The sequence below is a fragment of the Rhizobium aouanii genome, from assembly GCF_037002925.1.
GTDB classification, from domain to species: domain Bacteria; phylum Pseudomonadota; class Alphaproteobacteria; order Rhizobiales; family Rhizobiaceae; genus Rhizobium; species Rhizobium aouanii.
Genome location: NZ_JBAMYD010000020.1, coordinates 66,488 through 84,572 on the forward strand (window position 1 = coordinate 66,488; position 18,085 = coordinate 84,572).

Here is an 18,085-nt window from a genome sequence, read left to right on the forward strand (position 1 = left end):
CGCTGGTTTCGGCCGGCGGCCCTCAAAGTAAGCAGCCTCTTCTTGTCAGTATCAAGTGCAGCGAGATCTGATAATGACAACGATTTCCATAAAGCCACCGCGCCCGCAAACACAGCTTGTTGTTGCGCTCCAGGCTTGTGCCGGAGCCTTCGGGTTGGTCTTCCTCTACAGCTGCGGCTACAATCTCTTTCTTCTCGCGCCTTCCATCTATCTCCTGCAGATCTATGACAGGGTCCTGTCGAGCCGAAGCGCTGACACGCTCCTGATGCTCACAATGATCATCGCCATCGCCGTGGTGGTCGGGTCCACGCTGGATATCGTGCGCAGGGCAGCTCTTTCGCGCATCGGCAGTTGGCTGGACCACAGGCTGCGGCCCATGGTGCTGACAGCATCGTTCGAATATGCGGCTCGCGCCGATACGGGAGCCGCCACGGAATGCTACAGGGACCTAGCCGCACTACGCCAGTTCCTCGATTCACCGGCTAGCTCGCTCTTTTTTGATGTTCCTTGGGCACCGGTATTCCTGTTCCTGCTCTTTCTTGTTCATCCGCTGCTTGGGACCATCGGTCTTCTGAGCGCGCTTGCACTTCTGCTGTTTGCGTTCCTGACGGAACTGGCGACGAGAGAGCCGCTTGCCTACGCCAATCTTGCCCTTTCGAGGAGCTATATCCGATTTGCGACCGCCCTCAAGAACATCGAGGTGATCCGGGCCATGGGAATGCAGGAAGGCGCAGCGCTGATCGTCTATCGCGATGCGGAAATGGCAAGAAGGGCGCAGGACATCGCGATGCATCGAACGGAGATCATTCTTGGTTTCTCCAAATCGATCCGCACACTCGCGCAGATCCTCATGATGGGATCCGCTACCTGGCTGGTGCTCGCAAACAATGGCAGTGCCGGGATCATCTTCGTTGCGAGCCTGCTGCTCGGGCGCGGCCTCGCACCGATCGAGGGCGCAATAGGTGCATGGCGCTCCTTTACGTTTGCGCGCAATGCCTTCAATCGCTTGAACAGAATGCTGATATCAGTTGCATCGGAACACGATGCCCGAATGGTGCCGCTACCGGAACCCAATGGCCTCGTTCTCGATAACGTCAGCTATATCAAGCCATTCGCCGATCGGCCGATATTGACAGGCATCACATTGCGCCTCGCGCCCGGCGATTGCATTGCGCTCATCGGTCCTTCGGGATCGGGAAAATCGACACTCGGTCGCGTCATAGCAGGCGTTGTGCAAGCAACGAGCGGATGTGCTCTTCTCGGCGGCGTCGATATCTCGGCTCTGAGCCTTTGCGGGGGGACCCGCCACGTCGGATACCTGCCGCAGGACATCGAACTTTTCGGCGGAGCGATCAAGGATGTGATCGGCCGGCTGGACGGAGGAGATCCCGGCAAAGCGATCGACGCCGCAAAGCTGGTTGGCTTGCACGACGCGATCATGCGGCTGCCCCAGGGCTACGAGACCGATATCGGTGAAGGTGGAAACCTGCTCCTTCGAGCGCAGCGCCAACAGCTGGGCTTGGCACGGGCGGCCTATGGAAATCCGTCCCTGATCGTTCTCGACGATCCGAATTCGAGCCTGGATTATGACGGCGAACGGATGCTGTTTGCGGCAATCGAGCGCATGAAATCCAGGGGGATGACCGTCGTTATCATAACGCACCGGATGGGGATCCTGCCGGTCACCAACAAGATTGCCATCATGCGTAACGGGACTGTGGCTGCCTTCGGCGACAGCGAGCGGATTTACGAAACCTATCTTCAACCACCGTCTCGAACCGGAAAGTAGGGGAAACACTGCCATGGCCCTTGTTCAACTGGACGCAACGCCGGCGAGATCTTCAAATTCGTCACGGACGGGTAGGCAGTTGGTTCAACGATCGACAGCGACAGCCAGGCAACAGACGGCCTATTTGCCGGTGATCGGCTCGAAACAGCGCGGACCCGCCCCCCCTTCGCCCATGCCGGGGCTCAGAGGGGTTGTTTGGACGGGGAACCTGTTGATCCTGGTTTTCATAGTCGGATTGGGAATCTGGTCGGTTCTGGCGCCGCTGAAAAGCGCTGCGATCGCATCGGGCGTCATCGAACCAGAGTCCAGCCGCAAGACCATTCAGCATCTGGAGGGCGGAATTGTTCGACGGATACTCGTCAAAAACGGCGATGCGGTCATGGCCGGGCAAATCGTGATAGAGCTCGACGATACGAAGTCTCGCTCGGAGCGCGACAGCATTCAAGGGCAACTTTGGGACGCCGAAGGAAGCCGCGCCCGCCTGCTTGCGGAGCAGACGGGCGGCGACCATGTCGCCTATCCTGAGGATCTCAGGGCAGCAATGGACAAATATCCTTCAGTCAGCGCGATTCTGATCGGGCAACAGAAAATCTTCGAAGCCCGTCGCCGCGTCATGCAGGCCGAAATTCAGATCGCCAATGAAAAGATCGCGCAGGTGCGGCAGGAAATCGTCGGACTTGGCGCGCAGAAGGCAGCACTGGCCGACAGAGCGACAATCTCGAGCCAAGAACTGGATCAGGTTACGATCCTCAGCGCCAAAGGACTGGAAAGAAGGAGCAGACTTCTCAACCTCCAGCGGGAAAGAGCAGACCTTGATGGCCAGCAGGGTCAAGTCGAGGCACAGATCTCTCGCGCCTACCAGGTGATCAGCGGATCACAGGCCGATCTCGCAAAGCTTGAGAGCGACCGGTTGAGCGAAGTCGCCCAAGGCATGCGCGATACGGAGAGCCGGATCATGCAACTGCGCGAGCGCTTGCGGGCGATCGACGACCAATTGTCCAGGACCGATATCCGTGCTCCCGAAGATGGAACAATCATGAACCTGCGCATCCACACATCAGGTGGGGTGATCGGCGCGGGTGAACCGCTCGTCGATCTTCTACCACGCACCGATCGCCTTGTCGTGTCTGCCCACGTCAGACCGGAAGACATTCATCTCGTCCGTCCGGGGCACAAGGCACAGGTCCACCTCCTTCCATACAATCAGCGGCGCGTTCCACTCCTGAACGGTCGGGTCGAGTATGTTTCAGCGGACCGCCTCATGGATCCGCAGAGCGGCCAGCCCTACTTTGCCGCGACAATCCGTGTAACGGACGAGCGGCTGGCGAAAATGCGTGATGTCGAACTGGTCGCGGGCATGCCCGCACAGACACTGATCGAAACGGGCAAAAGCAGCGTGGCGCTCTATGCCGTCAGACCACTCCTCGACAGTTTCAACAGAGCATTTCGCGAGGACTGAGGCGGTGATGGGCAAGCGAAAATTCGACGACGACCAGATTACGGGTATTCTGAAGGAGCACCAAGCCGGAGTGACGGTGGCAGATGTTTGCCACAAACACGGTATCAGCGAGCCGACCTTCTATCGGTGGCAATCCTTGCAGTTTGGAAGCGCCGGTCTCCATGCCAAAAGATTGAGAGCACTGGAGGAAGAGAACCAGAAGCTCAAGAAGCTTCTGGCCGAATCCATGCTCTCGGCGGCAACACTGAGCGAGATGCTGGCGAAGACATCGAGAGGGCGACACTAACTTCTAGAGGGGTTTGTTGGCCGCCTTCTGGCCCTGCATATCAGGAGCTCGGCATCATATTTTTGGACGAGGAAGCCTCCCGAAGAGGGGGCAAAGGGATACGGCTCGCAAAGTAGCAAGCTCGATCACAACGTGGCCGCCTTGGGATGCGTATACATCAAGCCACATCGTCAAGGTCGACGTCCAGCGCGCTGGCGATCGACCTGAGTGCGTCCAGGGAGCCCTCCTTCTTTCCGGTCTCGATTTCGGAAAGATAGGGCTGGGAGAGTCCGGACTTTTCAGCCAGCTCCTTAATGCTCATGCCGCGATGCTTACGGAACACCCGGACAGGATCTTCGCCGGCGATCAGCGCCTTGACGACGTCTTCAGGCCAGGTCTCTTCGCCAGCGTCGATACGCGCCTTTGCGGCACGCGCGTCGCTGACGTCGACAAGGTCCCGATAGTCGTCTTCGGAAAGCAGCACCTACCCCTTGCCGTCGATGGTCAGTTTCTGGATTTCACCCATGGTGGTCTCCTATTCGTTATAGATGTCGCCGCGTGGGCCGGCCTTGATGTGGAGCGGCAGCTTGGTGCTGACATCAGGATCCAGCAGGCGCCGCGCCTCCTTCTCGCTCTTGCCCATACGGCGGGCAAGTTCGCTGTGTGAAATCCCGGCTCGCGGAATGTCTCGATGACGGCGACGTGAAAAAACTGTCAAACCGCAAATACTTTAGAGAAACTGCGGATATGAAAAACGCAATAAAAACAAGAATGAGAATGATGGTGCCCAGGACCGGAATCGAACCAGTGACACGCGGATTTTCAATCCGCTGCTCTACCAACTGAGCTACCTGGGCTAACCTGCTTCCGATGGCACCTTTCAGAAAAGGAACCGCGGGGCCTTGGTTCACCCCGGAAGCGAGCGGGGTTATAGCATCTTGTTCGCCCATGGCAAGCGTCAAATGACTCTTTTTTGACGGTCTTGCCGGCTTTGCGGATTCATGAGGAAAAATAAGAGCTTCGCGGGCGAGACTCTCTAGTTTTCCTCATCGGGATACTCGGCCTTCGTCTCGTCGTCGGCAACCGGGATGGCATAGGCGCCGGTCAGCCAGCGGGAGAGATCGGCCTCGCGGCAGCGGTTGCAGCAGAAGGGGTAATGTTCGCGGTGGGAAGGTTTGCCGCATTCGGGGCAAGGGCGCGTCTTGCGCAGCGGTTCGACCTTGGCGGCCGCTTTCTTGTCTTCAGGCATATCGGTCCGTCCTAAAGCATGTCGCGCAAAAGTCTGTCGCGGCTTAGCGACAACGACATGCGAGAAAATAAAGCCTTAAAGCGCGACGCATGGATCTGAAGGATCGTGACGCGCTCTAAGCATCGGCCGTCGGGCTCAGCCCTCGGGCCACCGGCTATGCACATCGAAGCCTTCGCCGGTCAAAAGCAGAATGGTTTCATAAAGCGGCAGGCCGACGACATTGGTGTAGGAGCCCACCATCTTCTGCACGAAGGTGCCGGCAAGGCCCTGGATGCCGTAGGCGCCGGCCTTGCCGCGCCACTGGCCGGAGGCCAGGTAGTTTTCGATCTCAAAGCCGGAGAGCCGCTTGAAGCGTACCTTGGTCTCGACGATCTTCTGACGGATCTTGCGATCCGGGGTCACCAGGCAAACGCCGGTATAGACCATATGGTTGCGTCCCGACAGGAGATGCAGCGAACTCAGCGCCTCGTCAGCGAACTCGGCCTTGCCGAGGATGCGCCGGCCGACGGCGACCACCGTATCGGCAGACAGGATATAGCTGCCCTTCCAGGTGATATCGCTCTTGATGGCGGCAAGAGCCGCTTCGGCCTTTTCCGCCGAAAGCCTGCGGGCAAGCGAACGCGGATGCTCCGACTTCTTCGGCGCCTCGTCGATATCCATCGGCATCAGGCGCGAAGGCTCGATGCCGGCCTGGTTGAGCAGGTCAACGCGACGGGGCGAGCCCGAGGCCAGAATGAGCTTGTATTTCAGCGCCATGGAACCTCGACCATCGGCAGACGGGAGCAAGAACCCTTGCAGGACCTTCGGGCAAACTTACTTGAAACGGTAGGTGATGCGGCCCTTGGTCAAATCGTAGGGCGTCATTTCCACAAGCACCTTGTCGCCGGCGAGAACGCGGATGCGGTTCTTGCGCATGCGGCCGGCAGTGTGGGCGATGATCTCGTGTTCGTTTTCGAGCTTCACGCGGAACGTCGCATTCGGCAGAAGTTCGGTGACGATACCGGGGAATTCGAGGACTTCTTCTTTCGGCATATAAGTGTTTTCTTCCTGTGCGTTGAATAGGCAGCGCAGCGCGCGCCTTGAAATTTGGGCGGAAACTACACAATCAACGAAGGTTTGTGAACCTCGTAGATCAGGCTTTCCTTTATTTGTTTTCATGCCGATTGCGCGGCAATGCCATTTCGTTTGAGTAGCCGGCTTTCAATGAGGCCGGCCAGATGATCGCGGACCTCGCGGTAGCTCTCCAGAATCTGGTCGCGCGTCCCGCTGACCACTGTCGGATCCATGGTCGGCCAGTAGACCACATCGACTGCACTCGACCGCGTCAGCTCGAGGGCTGCATGATGGGCCTGCGGCGACAGCGTGATGATCAGATCGAAGAAATCGTCCTCGAGCTCTTCCAGCGTCTGAGGCTGGCGGCGCCCGAGGGAAAGCCCGATCTCCTCGAGCACGGCATCGACGAAGGGATCGCGCTCGCCGGCGCGAACGCCGGCGGACCTGATATAGGTATTGGCCGGCAGAATGCTACGGGCGATCGCTTCGGCTATCGGCGAGCGGATGGCATTCATCCCACACATGAAGAGGATGGCGCCCGGCCGCTTTCCCTCCTCGACGTCGGCGGAGAGCTCCATTTCCGTCATCCGCGCCAGTAGAGCACGCAGACCAGCGTGAAGAGGCGCCGGGCGGTGTCGAAATCGACCTCTATCTTGCCGGCCAGCCTATCCTTCAGCGTCTGCGAGCCTTCATTGTGGATGCCGCGCCGGCCCATGTCGATCGCCTCGATGCGGCTCGGCGTCGACGAACGGATCGCTTCGTAATAGCTCTCGCAGATCATGAAGTAATCCTTGACGATCCGCCGGAAGGGCGTGAGCGACAGGATATGGGTGGCGACGCCGCCGCCCTCTTCGGTGGTGATGGCGAAAACCAGTTTCGAATCGACCAGCGAGATGTTCAGCCGGTAAGGTCCGCCGACATGGCCGAGCGGCTCGAACCTGTTCTCCTCGATCAGATCGAAGATGGCGACGGCGCGTTCATGCTCGACATCGGGCGTCGAACGGCCGATCGTATCGTCAAGGACGACGTCGCAAAGCCGGAATTCGCCCTTCGCCATGCCCTCACCTTTCGAGGTTGAGGCGGATCGCGACCGATCGCGCATGGGCATCGAGGCCTTCGGAAACGGCAAGGGCGATCGCCGCCGGGCCGAGGGTGCGGAGCTCCTGGGGACCGAGGCGCAGGATCGAGGTGCGCTTGACGAAATCAAGCACCGAAAGGCCGGAGGAGAAGCGCGCCGAACGCGCCGTCGGCAGCACATGGTTCGAACCGCCGACATAATCGCCGATGACTTCAGGCGTATGGGCGCCGATGAAGATCGCGCCGGCATTGCGGATGCCGTCGAGCAGCCGGTCCGGATCGGCGACGGCGAGCTCCAGATGCTCGGCAGCGATACGGTTTGCCAAGGGAATGGCCTGTTTCAGATCGGTAACGAGGATGACCGCGCCGAAATCGCGCCAGCTTGCCGCCGCCGTCTCGGCGCGGTTCAGCGTCTTCAGCTGGCGTTCGACCGCCTGCTCCACCGCCTTGCCGAATGCGGCATCATCGGTGATCAGGATCGCCTGGGCGCTGACATCATGCTCGGCCTGGGCCAAGAGGTCGGCTGCGATCCAATCCGGATTGTTGTCCTTGTCTGCAATGACAAGCACCTCGGAGGGGCCGGCGATCATGTCGATGCCGACGGTGCCGAAGACATGGCGCTTGGCGGCGGCGACATAGGCATTGCCGGGGCCGGTGATCTTGGCGACCGGGGCGATGGTCTCGGTGCCATAGGCAAGAGCCGCGATCGCCTGGGCGCCGCCGACACGATAAATCTCCGTGACACCGACAAGCTTGGCGGCGGCAAGCACCGCCGGATTGACGGCGCCGCCGGTGGCAGGAACGGCGATGACGATGCGATCGACGCCGGCGACCTTGGCCGGCACCGCATTCATCAATACCGAGCTCGGATAGCTCGCGGTGCCGCCCGGAACATAGAGCCCGACCGCTTCGATCGCCGTCCAGCGCGAGCCGAGACCGACACCCATATCGTCCTCGTAGATATCGTCCTTCGGCAGCTGCCGGCGATGATGGGACTCGATGCGCAGTGCGGCGAGCTTCAGCGCCCCCAGCACTTCCGAAGGCACCGCCTCGACGGCGGCGTCGATCTCTTCAGCTGTGACGCGCATCGGGACGGTGGCGTAATCGATGCCGTCGAATTTCAGCGAATATTCGGCCAACGCCACATCGCCGCGGGCGCGCACGTCATCGATGATGGCGCGAACGACCACGTTCACATCCTCGGAGACTTCACGTTTCGTCGTCAGAAAGGCGGCAAAATGCTGCTCGAAACCTTCCGATGCCTGATCCAGCCAGATTGCCAAGGCCGATATTCCTTCTCAACTCGAAACTGCGATGTTCAAACTTTAGGGCGTCAAACACTCATTGTTTTATGCATGTCGTTATCCCGGAACCGGTACACTTCCGGGCGACATGCATTAGCGGTGGCGAGGCTTGGAGGAAGCCTCCCAGGCTCCGCCGATATCGGCCAGCTGGACCTCGATGCATTCGACATCGAGCGCAATCGAGGCCGTGCCGGACAGCGACAGCTCGACCGTGCCCTCCGGCCCCTCGCCCTTCTTTTCGAAGCGTAGCGCCAGCAGCGACAGCACTTCGTCGCGTTTGCCGCGATCGATGCCAAGCGAGCGGACGGCAAGCACACGCTTGAAGACCAGGGCAGCACGACGGCGCTCGAAACCCTTGCGCTTGCGCTCGGCACCTTCCCAGACGAAACGATTGGCGGCAAGCGCGAACTGCGCGCCGCGCGGCGACCAGTCGATGTCGCCGACCTTGAAGACGCTGTCCTGCATATGCGCCGAAATGATCGCAAGGTCTTCATCATCGAGCGCAACAAGTTTCAGGTCGGTCATTCAGCCTCATCCCATTACCGGTCAGTACCGGGCATCGCCGGAATGGCGATGCGTCAGACAAGGGAAATAAGGCGCGACGACCGAATACGCAACCGGGATGAACGGTGCTTACTCGCTGATGCGCTCGACGATGGCGCCGCAGCGGGTCAGCTTCTCCTCGAGCCGCTCGAAACCGCGGTCGAGGTGATAGACGCGAGACACCGTGGTTTCGCCCTCGGCGGCGAGGCCGGCGATGACGAGCGAGACGGAGGCGCGCAGATCGGTCGCCATAACAGGCGCGCCGCGCAGGCGTTCGACACCCTCGATCTTCGCCGTCTGGCCGGACAGTGAGATCCTGGCGCCGAGGCGGGCAAGCTCCTGCACGTGCATGAAACGGTTTTCGAAGATGGTCTCGGTGACATGCGAGACGCCGGAAGAACGGGTCATCAGCGCCATGAACTGCGCCTGCAGGTCGGTCGGGAAGCCCGGGAAAGGATCGGTGACGATATCGACCGGCCTGATGCCGGCGCCGTTGCGCTTGATGCGCATGCCGTTGTTGGTCGACGAGATTTCCGCGCCGGCGCGGCGCAGCGTTTCCACCGCGGTTTCGAGCAGCGCCACATCGGTATTTTCGAGCACGACGTCGCCGCCGGCCATGGCGACGGCCATGGCGTAGGTGCCGGTCTCGATGCGATCCGGCAGGACGCGGTGGCGGGCGCCGGAGAGCGAGGTGACGCCTTCGATGGTGATCGTCGCCGTGCCGGCGCCCGAGATCTTGGCGCCCATGGCGTTCAGGCAGTTGGCGAGATCGACGACCTCAGGCTCGCGGGCGGCATTGCCGATGACAGTCGTGCCGCGGGCAAGCGTTGCGGCCATCATCAGCACATGGGTGGCGCCGACGGAGACCTTCGGGAAGGTGTAGCGTGCGCCGATCAGGCCGCCGGCAGGCGCCTTGGCGTTGATATAACCGGCATCGATCTCCATGGTGGCGCCGAGCGCCGTCAGGCCCTCGATGAAGAGATCGACCGGGCGCGTGCCGATGGCGCAGCCGCCCGGCAGCGAAACGCGGCAATGGCCTTCGCGCGCCAGCAGCGGGCCGATGACCCAGAAGGAGGCGCGCATCTTCGAGACCAGTTCATAAGACGCGGTCGTATCGACGATGGTGCGGCAGGTGAAATGGATCGTGCGCGAATAGGCGTCTTCCTGGCGCTCGCGGCGGCCGTTGACGGCGACGTCGACGCCGTGATTGCCGAGGATGCGCATCAGCAGTTCGACATCGGCCAGATGCGGCACGTTTTCGAGCGTCAGCGTATCGCTGGTCAGAAGCGAGGCGATCATCAGCGGCAGTGCGGCATTCTTGGCGCCGGAAATCGGAATGATGCCATTCAGCTCATTACCGCCGACGATTCTGATACGATCCATGTGCGCTTACGGGCAGCGCCCGCCTTTCCTGAAAGTTCTGCCTTGGAATAAGGAGTGAGGTGTTTAGGGGATTTATCGACACGCTTCAATTCGCGACGGACGGAACATTACGATTCGTCCATTTTTGCGGCGGGCAGCCCATTTGTTTCGTCGGCTTGGCCCGAACGGCGGGCGCGGACCTGCTGTTTGCGTCGCCCCAGATTTTCCCTGAGCTTTTCGGCGGCGCGCTCGCGGCGCAGTTTCGCCTGTGCCTCGATCGCCTGTTTGCGGCTCTGCTGGCCGGTTTCGGTCTTTTCATTCATGCGACAGGATTAGCCGAATTCGCGCCAATCCAAAAGTCCCTTCATCCCAATCGACGCGAAGTTGGAATTTGCGGCTTGCGCTTACCGCCAAGCTGTGGCAATAGCCCCCCGTTCTCGCGATTGAGCCACATGGCTCGCACGGGTCCTGGTCCTGCTGCCGTAGCTCAGTGGTAGAGCACACCCTTGGTAAGGGTGAGGTCGGTGGTTCAATCCCACTCGGCAGCACCAGTTTTCTCTAGTAGAACCAGAACGATACGCCAAGGCACACGCCTTCACCCCCACGCGCAATTCTGCTCGAAATCACAGAGCAAAACACGAATTGCGTGGAAATCTATGCAGTTCGCGAACGGTCCACGTCTGCCGCTTGCGTTCGCGGCCTCTGCCGCATCGTTTGAATTTGTCTTTAGTCTCGCAAAATTAATCAGTTAGTCTCTTGGCAAAATAAAGTTTGGCACCCTTAGGGTCGCAGGTCTGGCAGCAGCTTTTGCACGCTTTGTCACCTTTCGGTCCCGCTCCCCAATAAGATCTAGCCGTGTCGTAGGCGCCATAGCAGATTTTCTCTCCAACGTTGCACTGAACCGTCAAGTCGTGAGGCGCTGAATTTTTGAGTGCGTAGGCACCGTGAGCGCCGGGCCAAACCACACTCCTGTCTTGCGAGAAAAAACGAACGTACACTATGTATTTGTATTCGCTCGTTATCCTGAACGTGGCTTCGCCCTTCCGTTTACCTTTAGCGCCATGTACTGCAGGGCGACCGATCGGCGGCGATTTGCCAGCCGCTCGTTCATTGATCGTGTTTCCGGTATATTCCCCAACCGTCGCGCCAGTGACAGGCGCGCCTAGCGCACCTCCGACAACGGTTCCAACGGCTGTTGTAACCGCGACCGTCGCACCTTTCGCGATTGGTGTGGTAATTGGTTCCTCGATCGCATCGTTACACCATTTTCCTAGGTCTCCACCAATAAGACCCCCGTCACCACACAATCCGCCCGCATGCGCGCTGCTGCAAGCGACCAGTACGATGCCCGAAAAAAATAGGGGTCTAGCTACGGATGTCATGACGCCCTCCCATTGCAGTTGTATATTAGCAGATTTGCACGTTCCTGCAATCTCGATCTAAAAGCCCCATCTATCCAATCCTACTGATACCCACTGGTGCCATGACATTAGTCCTCAACTAAACCTTCTAAATTCAAGTTCGAACTGCTCCAAAACCAGCGTCAACGAGCGCGCTCAGCCTTGGCAGCGTCCTGCCGTCTAAACGGGAGACCCTGCCGACCTGCTCTCCTTCGCGGCACAGATCCGGCATCTCAATAGCGTCTGCTCGGCTTTCGAGAATGGCTGCGCGCGTACATCGTCGGCACGGGCGATTTCAGCACCCCTGGAATTGTTCGCGATCATGGGGTCTCCCTTGGACTAGATATGATGAAAAATCTGCAATGGCGCGTCGACCCTTGTCAGCCAGTCAGAGAGCAACAGCCTCGTTAGCTCCAAATGTGAGCGCTTCGATGTCCCGAATAGCCTGCCTAGCCATCGCCCTGTTCCGTGCCATGGTGGACGCGAAAAACTCCCTAAATTGCCGATGCACGCCTGGATCTTGTCTTTGACCTCAGCCGGCAGCGCTTCGTATGCGTTGCCGTCAGCCTTAGCGGCTCGGCTGCGGGTGAATATCTACTATTACACGGGTAAACTTCAATCGCATATTGAAGTTGATAACAAACTCAACTTTTCGTAGAATTTAGCCGCTGATATTATGTCACACCTAAAAGAGAATTAGTCAAAACGTCGTCACCATTGTTGCGCCCGACTCACGAACGGCTAGAACGAGGTAGACAGTGGGGCAAAACAAACGTGCAAGCGAAAGTCGAAGTGTTCATCTCCCGATGGCAGGGGCAGGAAGGTGGACAGGAAAGAGCAAACTACGCGCTCTTCCTGACAGAGCTGTGCGACCTCCTTGGCCTTCCTCATGCAGATCCGGCCACCTCCTCCACGGACTTAAATGATTATGTGTTCGAACGTGTTGTTAGAGAAACCAGTCGCGATGGTTCGATCTCAAACAAGCGCATAGACCTCTATCGTCGAAATTGCTTCGTACTTGAAGCCAAGCAGAGCCGTTTTATCGGCGAAAAAAAGCTAGTAGATGCACCACAACTCCCTGGCTTGAACTTGCCAGTGCGCGGAAGACGATCCGAGGCCAATCGCGCTTGGGACGTTCTGATGATGAATGCGCGCGTTCAGGCAGAAAATTATGTTCGCCTGCTTCCAACAACGCACGAGCCTCCGCCGTTCATCTTGGTTTGCGACGTCGGTCACTGCATTGAAGTATACGCAAACTTCCGTCGCGATGGCAAAGCCTACGACCAGTTTCCGGACCGTCGATCGTTTCGTATCTACCTCGAAGACCTCCGCCAACAGGAGGTTAGGGATAGGCTTATTGCAATCTGGTCGAATCCGATCTCGCTTGATCCGTCGAGACACGCAGCGAAGGTCACGCGAGAGATTGCTGGGCGAATCGCTAAGGTTTCTCAGGCTCTGGAGAAATCTGGGTATGCGACCGAGGAGGTTGCGATGTTTCTCATGCGCATGCTGTTCACGATGTTCGCAGAGGACGTCGCTCTCCTGCCCAGGGACTCATTTAAGGCGCTTCTAAAAGATTGCGCCGAAAAACCGGAGATTTTTCCCGGCATGATGGAGGATCTTTGGAGAGCAATGGACGAAGGCGGCTTTACCGCGACGATCCGAGAAAAAGTCAGGCGCTTTAATGGTGAGTTCTTCAAGAATCGAAGAGCCCTCAAACTCGCAAAAGAGGAGATCGGAGAACTCGCTGCGGCCGCGAGTTATGATTGGAAGGATGTCGAACCCGCTATTTTCGGCACATTCTTAGAACAGGCGCTAGATCCGCTTGATCGTCGGCGTCTTGGTGCGCATTACACTCCCCGTGCATATGTGGAGCGTCTTGTAATCGCGACAGTCATTGACCCTCTCCGATCTGAGTGGGCGAAGGTACTAACAACAGCAGAGCGTCAGAAAGCTGAGGGCCGGAACCAAGCGGCAATTGATTCCGTGCAGGCTTTTCACGAAAAGCTTTGCGAGACAAGGATACTCGATCCGGCATGTGGCACCGGAAATTTTCTTTACGTTTCATTGGAGCTGATGAAGCGCCTCGAAGGCGAGGTTCTCGAAGCACTCGTCGATCTTGGCGGCCAGGAGGCACTGGGGCTCGAAAGCCACTCTGTCGACCCTCATCAGTTCCTCGGCATGGAATTGAACCCGCGAGCGGCTGCAATTGCTGAACTCGTGCTATGGATCGGACACCTGCAATGGCATTTTCGGAATCGTGGTGTTGCGCCATCAGAACCGATTTTGCGGGCATTCAAAAACATTCAGTGCATGGATGCAGTGCTGAAATGGGATGGCTATCCGTTGCCTCAGTTTCAGGATGGCAAGGAGGTTTATCCCAATCCTCGTCGCCCTGATTGGCCGCAAGCGGAGTACATCGTTGGCAACCCGCCGTTCATCGGCGGCAAAGATTTACGAACTCGTATAGGCGGCGGAAAGGCGGAGGCAACCTGGAAAGCACACAAACACATGAACGAGAGCGCCGATTTCGTCATGTATTGGTGGGACCGGGCTGCTGAAATTCTGCTGAGGCCGAAAAGTGAATTGAAACGTTTTGGCTTTGTGACTACCAATTCTATTAGCCAGATTTTTCAGCGGCGTGTCATGGAGCCGCACCTCATTGCTAAAAAACCTCTTTCGCTTGTAATGGCCATCCCTGACCATCCCTGGACCAAGTTGACGAGAGACAGCGCCGCCGTTCGCATCGCCATGACGGTAGCGGAGGCCGGTAAGCACGACGGTCGCCTGCTCAACGTGACGACGGAGGAGTCGGTTGATACCGATAGCCCCGTGATCCTGTTTGTCGAGGAGCAGGGAAAGATCAATTCGGATCTGACCGTGGGCGCGGATGTCACCTCTAGCGTCGAGCTGAAGGCAAACATGGGACTAGCCTCACGAGGGGTTACTCTCGGAGGACAAGGTTTTGTCCTTGAACCTCGATGGGTAGACGCCGCCATCCCTGTTCATGAGCAGAAAGTAATCTTCCCATATCTGAATGGCCGAGACCTCAACCAGAAATCGAGACAATTGACCGTCATCGATCTTCTGCCGTACGCGGAAGACGAGGCTAGGCGGCTCTATCCGCATGTTTACCAACATCTTAGGCACCACGTTTTCCCAGAAAGGCTGCGTAACGCCCGGAAGACTTACCGAGATAACTGGTGGATCTTTGCGGAACCCAGACGTGAAATTCGTCCAGCTCTGAACGGACTTTCAAGGTACGCCATCACAGCTAGGACAGCAAAGCATCGTATTTTCTCTTTGATTGCCGGCGGTTCAGTATGTGAAAGCGAAATCGTTGTTGTGGCTGTTGAAGATCCTTCGCTGTTCGGCGTTCTGTGCTCCTATCATCATACCGCTTGGTCGTTGCGTTCGGGTGGATGGATGGGCATTGGCAATGACCCCCGGTATTCCAAATCTCGCTGTTTTGATCCCTTCCCGTTTCCTGCCATGACCCAACAACAAAACCAAACGATCGGCGCCATTGCCGAAGAGCTCGACGCTCATCGAAAGAGAGTACTTGAAGAACACCCTCACCTGACACTAACCGGCCTGTACAATGTGCTGGAGCGGGTGAAGGCCGGCGCGAAAGCGGACGATCTCGATGCCAAGGAGCGTCGCATCTTCGAAGACGGGCTGGTCCTGATCATCAAGGAACTGCACGATAGTCTGGATGCCGCAGTGGCAAAAGCTTATGGCTGGCCGGCAAATTTATCTGAAGAAGATGTATTGGCTCGGCTCGTTGAGCTCAACAGGGAGCGAGCGGTCGAGGAAAAAAACGGCTTAGTGCGCTGGCTGCGCCCAGAATATCAGATCGGGCGGTTCGGATCCGAAACCGAGAAAGCCAAACAATTGGAAGCTGATCTCGGCGGTTCGGTTGTGCAGCTTCAAACGAAGGCAAAACCAACATTCCCCTCAGGAGACGCGGAGCAGACCGCTTTCGTCATAGATGCTCTGATAGAGAGCGGAGGAGTGGCGGACGCGTCTGTCCTAGCCAGCCGTTTCAAGCAGGGGCAGAAGACTCGGCAGGCAATCTCATCTGTTCTCACATCGCTTTATCGACTTGGCCTAGTTTCCACGAGCGACGGCAAGTCCTTCTCATGGCGTAGGGCGGCATGAGCTAGGATATGTTGAGCCTGCACCCTGCCGCCGGTTTCTTCAGAAAGTTTTGCGGAGTCTCGCATGGAAAATGCGACTATCATTTGGAACTGGATAACTGGCCCTAACGGGTCTGCCGTTGGCACTTGGGTAGGTGCAATAACTGCCTTGATAGGTCTACCTAGCGTTTTTCGGCAAACGAGGATGGCGAGAAATGCGGCCGCTGGAGCCAAGATTGCTGCTGACTCGGCTAAGACGGCAGCGGATGCTGCTGCTAAGGCCGTTTCGGCCTTGAGTTCGAAGATCAATCTTTCTAACGCGTCATATGCCAGCGGCCAGCTCGCAACATTACATTTTATGGTGCAGCACAAGCATTTCGGGGAAGCGCACACCTACTATGTAACGGTGAAGCGGACAATTTTGCAGGCTCATCACTCAAAGGCCAAAGTTCCGGAGGCGGCTCACGTTGCTATGAGCGCCATTGAGAAACAGCTATCATTGGCAAATCAGCAGGATTCAAGCTACAGGCCAAGCCGGCTTAATAAAGCCATTCTTGGACTGCTTGAACAGCTCAATGAACTTGAAAAACAATCAATGAATTCGAGAGCGGAGGCATAGTGTGCGTACGATCGACGACATACTTCCAACGGTGCAAGAGGCGACCGCAGACGGCAAGTTGCATTGGAAAGATTACGACATGCCGGAAAGCTACGAGGCGCAGATCGGGCCCTTCTTAGTCCGCATCTGGCAGTGGCAAGATAATGACGATGATACGTCAGGGTATACTGTTCAACTGTTAAGAGGTTCCAAAGTGATGGATACCGCTCGGGCTTCGCAATACGGTTCAAAGTTCGGGCTGCTGGAAGCAGTGTTTGAGGGTGCTCGCCGCTCCTATCTTAATGTGGATGAAGTTATTGCTGATTTGGAAGGAGAGCTTGCGAAGCTGATGAAGTAAGAATCTCTCCACAATGGCAACGCGATCAGACTGAGCGTACGGCGGGACGCTTGCACAATGGCAGCCCGCATAGAGATCGACTGCACAAGGGGACACAATCAGGTCGCTTCAGGTCTCATTTTGCGTCACAGTGCACGGCGAGGCGCGCTGAGCCCAGTTCGTAAATATTCCCGCTGTAGTCTTAGGACGGTTTCGATCGATATATGCGCTAGGAGAGCGTTTTCAGCGGATAATCTCTCGCCCGCGGGCGACGGTCGGCATTGCCAGCGCCCCACAGAGAAAGCAGCCTGGATCAGATTTCGACCTAAACCCATTTTGAGCCTCTCCGCTTGCGGAGCATGGTAGCGATGATACCGTGCCGGCGCCACATGACTTGGTTGTGGCTTCTAAAAATTCCTCTTGGCGCATCGTTCGCATTACGCAAGCTGTCATTTCGCCTCACCAGCCGCAACCGATCCACCATTGCTGACGGCAAAAATCACGCTAGAGTAACTATCGCAAAGTCTCCCTGGAGGAACTGGGAGATGCTGCATTCGTTACTGTCGAAAATCGTGGAGGAGCGTCGATGGCAACTGAAAGATGGAACAGCCCGGTCAAGGTTGGTTTCGAAGGTGCCGATGCGCGAACGGTCAATGGGCCGTTCGATGCGCTGAAGTGCCTGGCGGATCTGTGGCCGAGTATGCGTGGGCTTCGTTATATCAAGGCCCGCAGCGCCTGCCGGGCAGCGCTCGATGGGCGCAAGAGCCTGGAAGAAGCGAGAGCCGAGTTTCTGGCGGCGGCCGAAGAGGCGAAGCTGAAGCTGCATTAGCACTTCGGCAAGGAATTTCGGGCGATTTTCGCCTTCTGGGCGCGCAAGCGTGCCGGAACGGGACAATGCTTTAATTTTGGGCTTTAATTTTGGTTTAACCCTGCAACAAGTGCGTGCCGGGTTTTGGTGCAAAGGGCGTTGCGCCCGATACAGGTGCATCAATAGAAGATGACCAGCCATCATGATGATGGTTAGAGGCTCGTACCCTCTGCGGAAACGCAGGCGAGCCTCGTCCGAGCAGGACCGCCTTTTTTCAGCAATCCGCGCCGCTCTCATTCTCGATCTCGACATAACCGACGCCGATGATCGTGCCGTCCGCCGCGCGGATGAAGGACGGGAGATAGTCCGGTTCTATCGGCTCGCAGGCGACGGTCCCGGTATATTCGTTGAGGGCGATCTGGTCCTTCGGCAAAGCGGAATAATTCGTGCCGGTTTCCAGCGAGCCGTGGGCGGAGCCGGCAAAGACACCGCAACCCACGATCAAGGTCGTTGCCCAGAGGCGAGGAAGCAACTGCATGAGAGTCTCCAGCGTTTAGGTCCGGCCTTTCAACACGCGAGAGAGCAGTTTGGTTCCCTTCATGCATCGCAAAGAGATGAGCGCGAGCCGGCGTAGCGTTTCCTTCGCCGGCCTTTTATTTGATGGATGTCGCTGTCCCAAAACCGCTGCACACTTTTAGGCGA

17 protein-coding genes, 2 tRNA genes and 1 pseudogene are annotated in these 18,085 nt (G+C 57.7%); 8 read left to right on the forward strand and 12 right to left on the reverse strand.

Annotated features, from left to right (window positions below; all coding sequences use genetic code 11):
- Window positions 1-73 precede the first annotated feature (73 nt).
- From V8P77_RS29070 to V8P77_RS29080, 3 genes and pseudogenes are all read left to right on the forward strand, one after another.
- Window positions 74-1,789 carry a type I secretion system permease/ATPase gene (locus V8P77_RS29070; protein WP_335915566.1) on the forward strand — a complete coding sequence of 572 codons (1,716 nt, stop codon included), beginning with the start codon at window positions 74-76 and terminating at the stop codon, window positions 1,787-1,789.
- A gap of 13 nt (window positions 1,790-1,802) precedes the next feature.
- Window positions 1,803-3,248, forward strand: a complete 1,446-nt coding sequence (locus V8P77_RS29075) for an HlyD family type I secretion periplasmic adaptor subunit (protein WP_335915568.1) — start codon at window positions 1,803-1,805, stop codon at window positions 3,246-3,248.
- A 7-nt stretch (window positions 3,249-3,255) separates the two neighbouring features.
- A pseudogene (locus V8P77_RS29080) lies at window positions 3,256-3,513 on the forward strand (transposase); the annotation flags it as partial.
- Between the two features lie 178 nt (window positions 3,514-3,691).
- Here the strand turns inward: V8P77_RS29080 and V8P77_RS29085 are convergent.
- From V8P77_RS29085 to V8P77_RS29135, 11 genes are all read right to left on the reverse strand, one after another.
- Window positions 3,692-3,997 (reverse strand): helix-turn-helix domain-containing protein, encoded by a 306-nt coding sequence (locus V8P77_RS29085; RefSeq protein ID WP_335915569.1) that lies wholly within the window; start codon window positions 3,995-3,997, stop codon window positions 3,692-3,694.
- 297 nt (window positions 3,998-4,294) lie between these two features.
- Window positions 4,295-4,370, reverse strand: a tRNA-Phe gene (locus tag V8P77_RS29090).
- Between the two features lie 179 nt (window positions 4,371-4,549).
- Complete coding sequence (yacG, locus tag V8P77_RS29095) at window positions 4,550-4,762, reverse strand: DNA gyrase inhibitor YacG (RefSeq protein ID WP_168276719.1); 213 nt, start codon at window positions 4,760-4,762, stop codon at window positions 4,550-4,552.
- 135 nt (window positions 4,763-4,897) lie between these two features.
- Window positions 4,898-5,518 (reverse strand): Maf-like protein, encoded by a 621-nt coding sequence (locus V8P77_RS29100; RefSeq protein WP_017958918.1) that lies wholly within the window; start codon window positions 5,516-5,518, stop codon window positions 4,898-4,900.
- A 57-nt stretch (window positions 5,519-5,575) separates the two neighbouring features.
- Window positions 5,576-5,794: a translation initiation factor IF-1 gene (infA, locus tag V8P77_RS29105; RefSeq protein WP_003545338.1), complete on the reverse strand. Its 219-nt coding sequence runs from the start codon at window positions 5,792-5,794 to the stop codon at window positions 5,576-5,578.
- A gap of 122 nt (window positions 5,795-5,916) precedes the next feature.
- Complete coding sequence (locus V8P77_RS29110; RefSeq protein ID WP_335915598.1) at window positions 5,917-6,402, reverse strand: arsenate-mycothiol transferase ArsC; 486 nt, start codon at window positions 6,400-6,402, stop codon at window positions 5,917-5,919.
- Window positions 6,399-6,872, reverse strand: a complete 474-nt coding sequence (locus V8P77_RS29115; RefSeq protein ID WP_018493697.1) for a UPF0262 family protein — start codon at window positions 6,870-6,872, stop codon at window positions 6,399-6,401. The genes V8P77_RS29110 and V8P77_RS29115 overlap by 4 nt, the downstream gene beginning before the upstream one ends.
- A gap of 4 nt (window positions 6,873-6,876) precedes the next feature.
- Entirely contained in the window at window positions 6,877-8,175 is a 1,299-nt protein-coding gene (hisD, locus tag V8P77_RS29120) for a histidinol dehydrogenase (protein WP_335915601.1), read from the reverse strand.
- A 114-nt stretch (window positions 8,176-8,289) separates the two neighbouring features.
- Window positions 8,290-8,721: a DUF2948 family protein gene (locus tag V8P77_RS29125; protein ID WP_335915603.1), complete on the reverse strand. Its 432-nt coding sequence runs from the start codon at window positions 8,719-8,721 to the stop codon at window positions 8,290-8,292.
- Between the two features lie 108 nt (window positions 8,722-8,829).
- Window positions 8,830-10,122, reverse strand: coding sequence for a UDP-N-acetylglucosamine 1-carboxyvinyltransferase (murA, locus tag V8P77_RS29130; RefSeq protein WP_335915605.1), 1,293 nt, complete (start codon window positions 10,120-10,122; stop codon window positions 8,830-8,832).
- 107 nt (window positions 10,123-10,229) lie between these two features.
- A complete protein-coding gene (locus tag V8P77_RS29135) occupies window positions 10,230-10,424 on the reverse strand; it encodes a hypothetical protein (protein WP_003556333.1) in 195 nt (64 codons plus the stop codon).
- Window positions 10,425-10,577: 153 nt separating this feature from the next.
- Between V8P77_RS29135 and V8P77_RS29140 the strand changes: the two genes are divergently transcribed.
- From V8P77_RS29140 to V8P77_RS29160, 5 genes are all read left to right on the forward strand, one after another.
- Window positions 10,578-10,652, forward strand: a tRNA-Thr gene (locus V8P77_RS29140).
- A 1,623-nt stretch (window positions 10,653-12,275) separates the two neighbouring features.
- Window positions 12,276-15,662, forward strand: a complete 3,387-nt coding sequence (locus V8P77_RS29145) for a class I SAM-dependent DNA methyltransferase (RefSeq protein ID WP_335915608.1) — start codon at window positions 12,276-12,278, stop codon at window positions 15,660-15,662.
- Window positions 15,663-15,725: 63 nt separating this feature from the next.
- Window positions 15,726-16,259: a hypothetical protein gene (locus V8P77_RS29150; protein WP_335915609.1), complete on the forward strand. Its 534-nt coding sequence runs from the start codon at window positions 15,726-15,728 to the stop codon at window positions 16,257-16,259.
- A 1-nt stretch (window position 16,260) separates the two neighbouring features.
- Window positions 16,261-16,596 carry a hypothetical protein gene (locus tag V8P77_RS29155; RefSeq protein ID WP_335915611.1) on the forward strand — a complete coding sequence of 112 codons (336 nt, stop codon included), beginning with the start codon at window positions 16,261-16,263 and terminating at the stop codon, window positions 16,594-16,596.
- A 565-nt stretch (window positions 16,597-17,161) separates the two neighbouring features.
- The gene (locus tag V8P77_RS29160; RefSeq protein WP_131663107.1) at window positions 17,162-17,404 is read left to right on the forward strand and encodes a DUF982 domain-containing protein; all 243 of its coding nucleotides are present in this window, start codon (window positions 17,162-17,164) and stop codon (window positions 17,402-17,404) included.
- A 253-nt stretch (window positions 17,405-17,657) separates the two neighbouring features.
- Here the strand turns inward: V8P77_RS29160 and V8P77_RS29165 are convergent, their stop codons facing one another.
- Window positions 17,658-17,921 (reverse strand): hypothetical protein, encoded by a 264-nt coding sequence (locus tag V8P77_RS29165; RefSeq protein WP_335915614.1) that lies wholly within the window; start codon window positions 17,919-17,921, stop codon window positions 17,658-17,660.
- Between the last annotated feature and the right edge of the window lie 164 nt (window positions 17,922-18,085).

Excerpts from the sequence above, each read along its gene's own strand:
- V8P77_RS29070 (WP_335915566.1), top strand. The coding sequence starts at position 74 with ATGACAACGATTTCCATAAAGCCACCGCGCCCGCAAACACAGCTTGTT.
- V8P77_RS29075 (WP_335915568.1), top strand. The coding sequence starts at position 1,803 with ATGGCCCTTGTTCAACTGGACGCAACGCCGGCGAGATCTTCAAATTCG.
- yacG (WP_168276719.1), bottom strand. The coding sequence starts at position 4,762 with ATGCCTGAAGACAAGAAAGCGGCCGCCAAGGTCGAACCGCTGCGCAAG.
- V8P77_RS29100 (WP_017958918.1), bottom strand. The coding sequence starts at position 5,518 with ATGGCGCTGAAATACAAGCTCATTCTGGCCTCGGGCTCGCCCCGTCGC.
- infA (WP_003545338.1), bottom strand. The coding sequence starts at position 5,794 with ATGCCGAAAGAAGAAGTCCTCGAATTCCCCGGTATCGTCACCGAACTT.
- V8P77_RS29110 (WP_335915598.1), bottom strand. The coding sequence starts at position 6,402 with ATGACGGAAATGGAGCTCTCCGCCGACGTCGAGGAGGGAAAGCGGCCG.
- V8P77_RS29115 (WP_018493697.1), bottom strand. The coding sequence starts at position 6,872 with ATGGCGAAGGGCGAATTCCGGCTTTGCGACGTCGTCCTTGACGATACG.
- V8P77_RS29125 (WP_335915603.1), bottom strand. The coding sequence starts at position 8,721 with ATGACCGACCTGAAACTTGTTGCGCTCGATGATGAAGACCTTGCGATC.
- murA (WP_335915605.1), bottom strand. The coding sequence starts at position 10,122 with ATGGATCGTATCAGAATCGTCGGCGGTAATGAGCTGAATGGCATCATT.
- V8P77_RS29135 (WP_003556333.1), bottom strand. The coding sequence starts at position 10,424 with ATGAATGAAAAGACCGAAACCGGCCAGCAGAGCCGCAAACAGGCGATC.
- V8P77_RS29150 (WP_335915609.1), top strand. The coding sequence starts at position 15,726 with ATGGAAAATGCGACTATCATTTGGAACTGGATAACTGGCCCTAACGGG.
- V8P77_RS29160 (WP_131663107.1), top strand. The coding sequence starts at position 17,162 with ATGGCAACTGAAAGATGGAACAGCCCGGTCAAGGTTGGTTTCGAAGGT.
- V8P77_RS29165 (WP_335915614.1), bottom strand. The coding sequence starts at position 17,921 with ATGCAGTTGCTTCCTCGCCTCTGGGCAACGACCTTGATCGTGGGTTGC.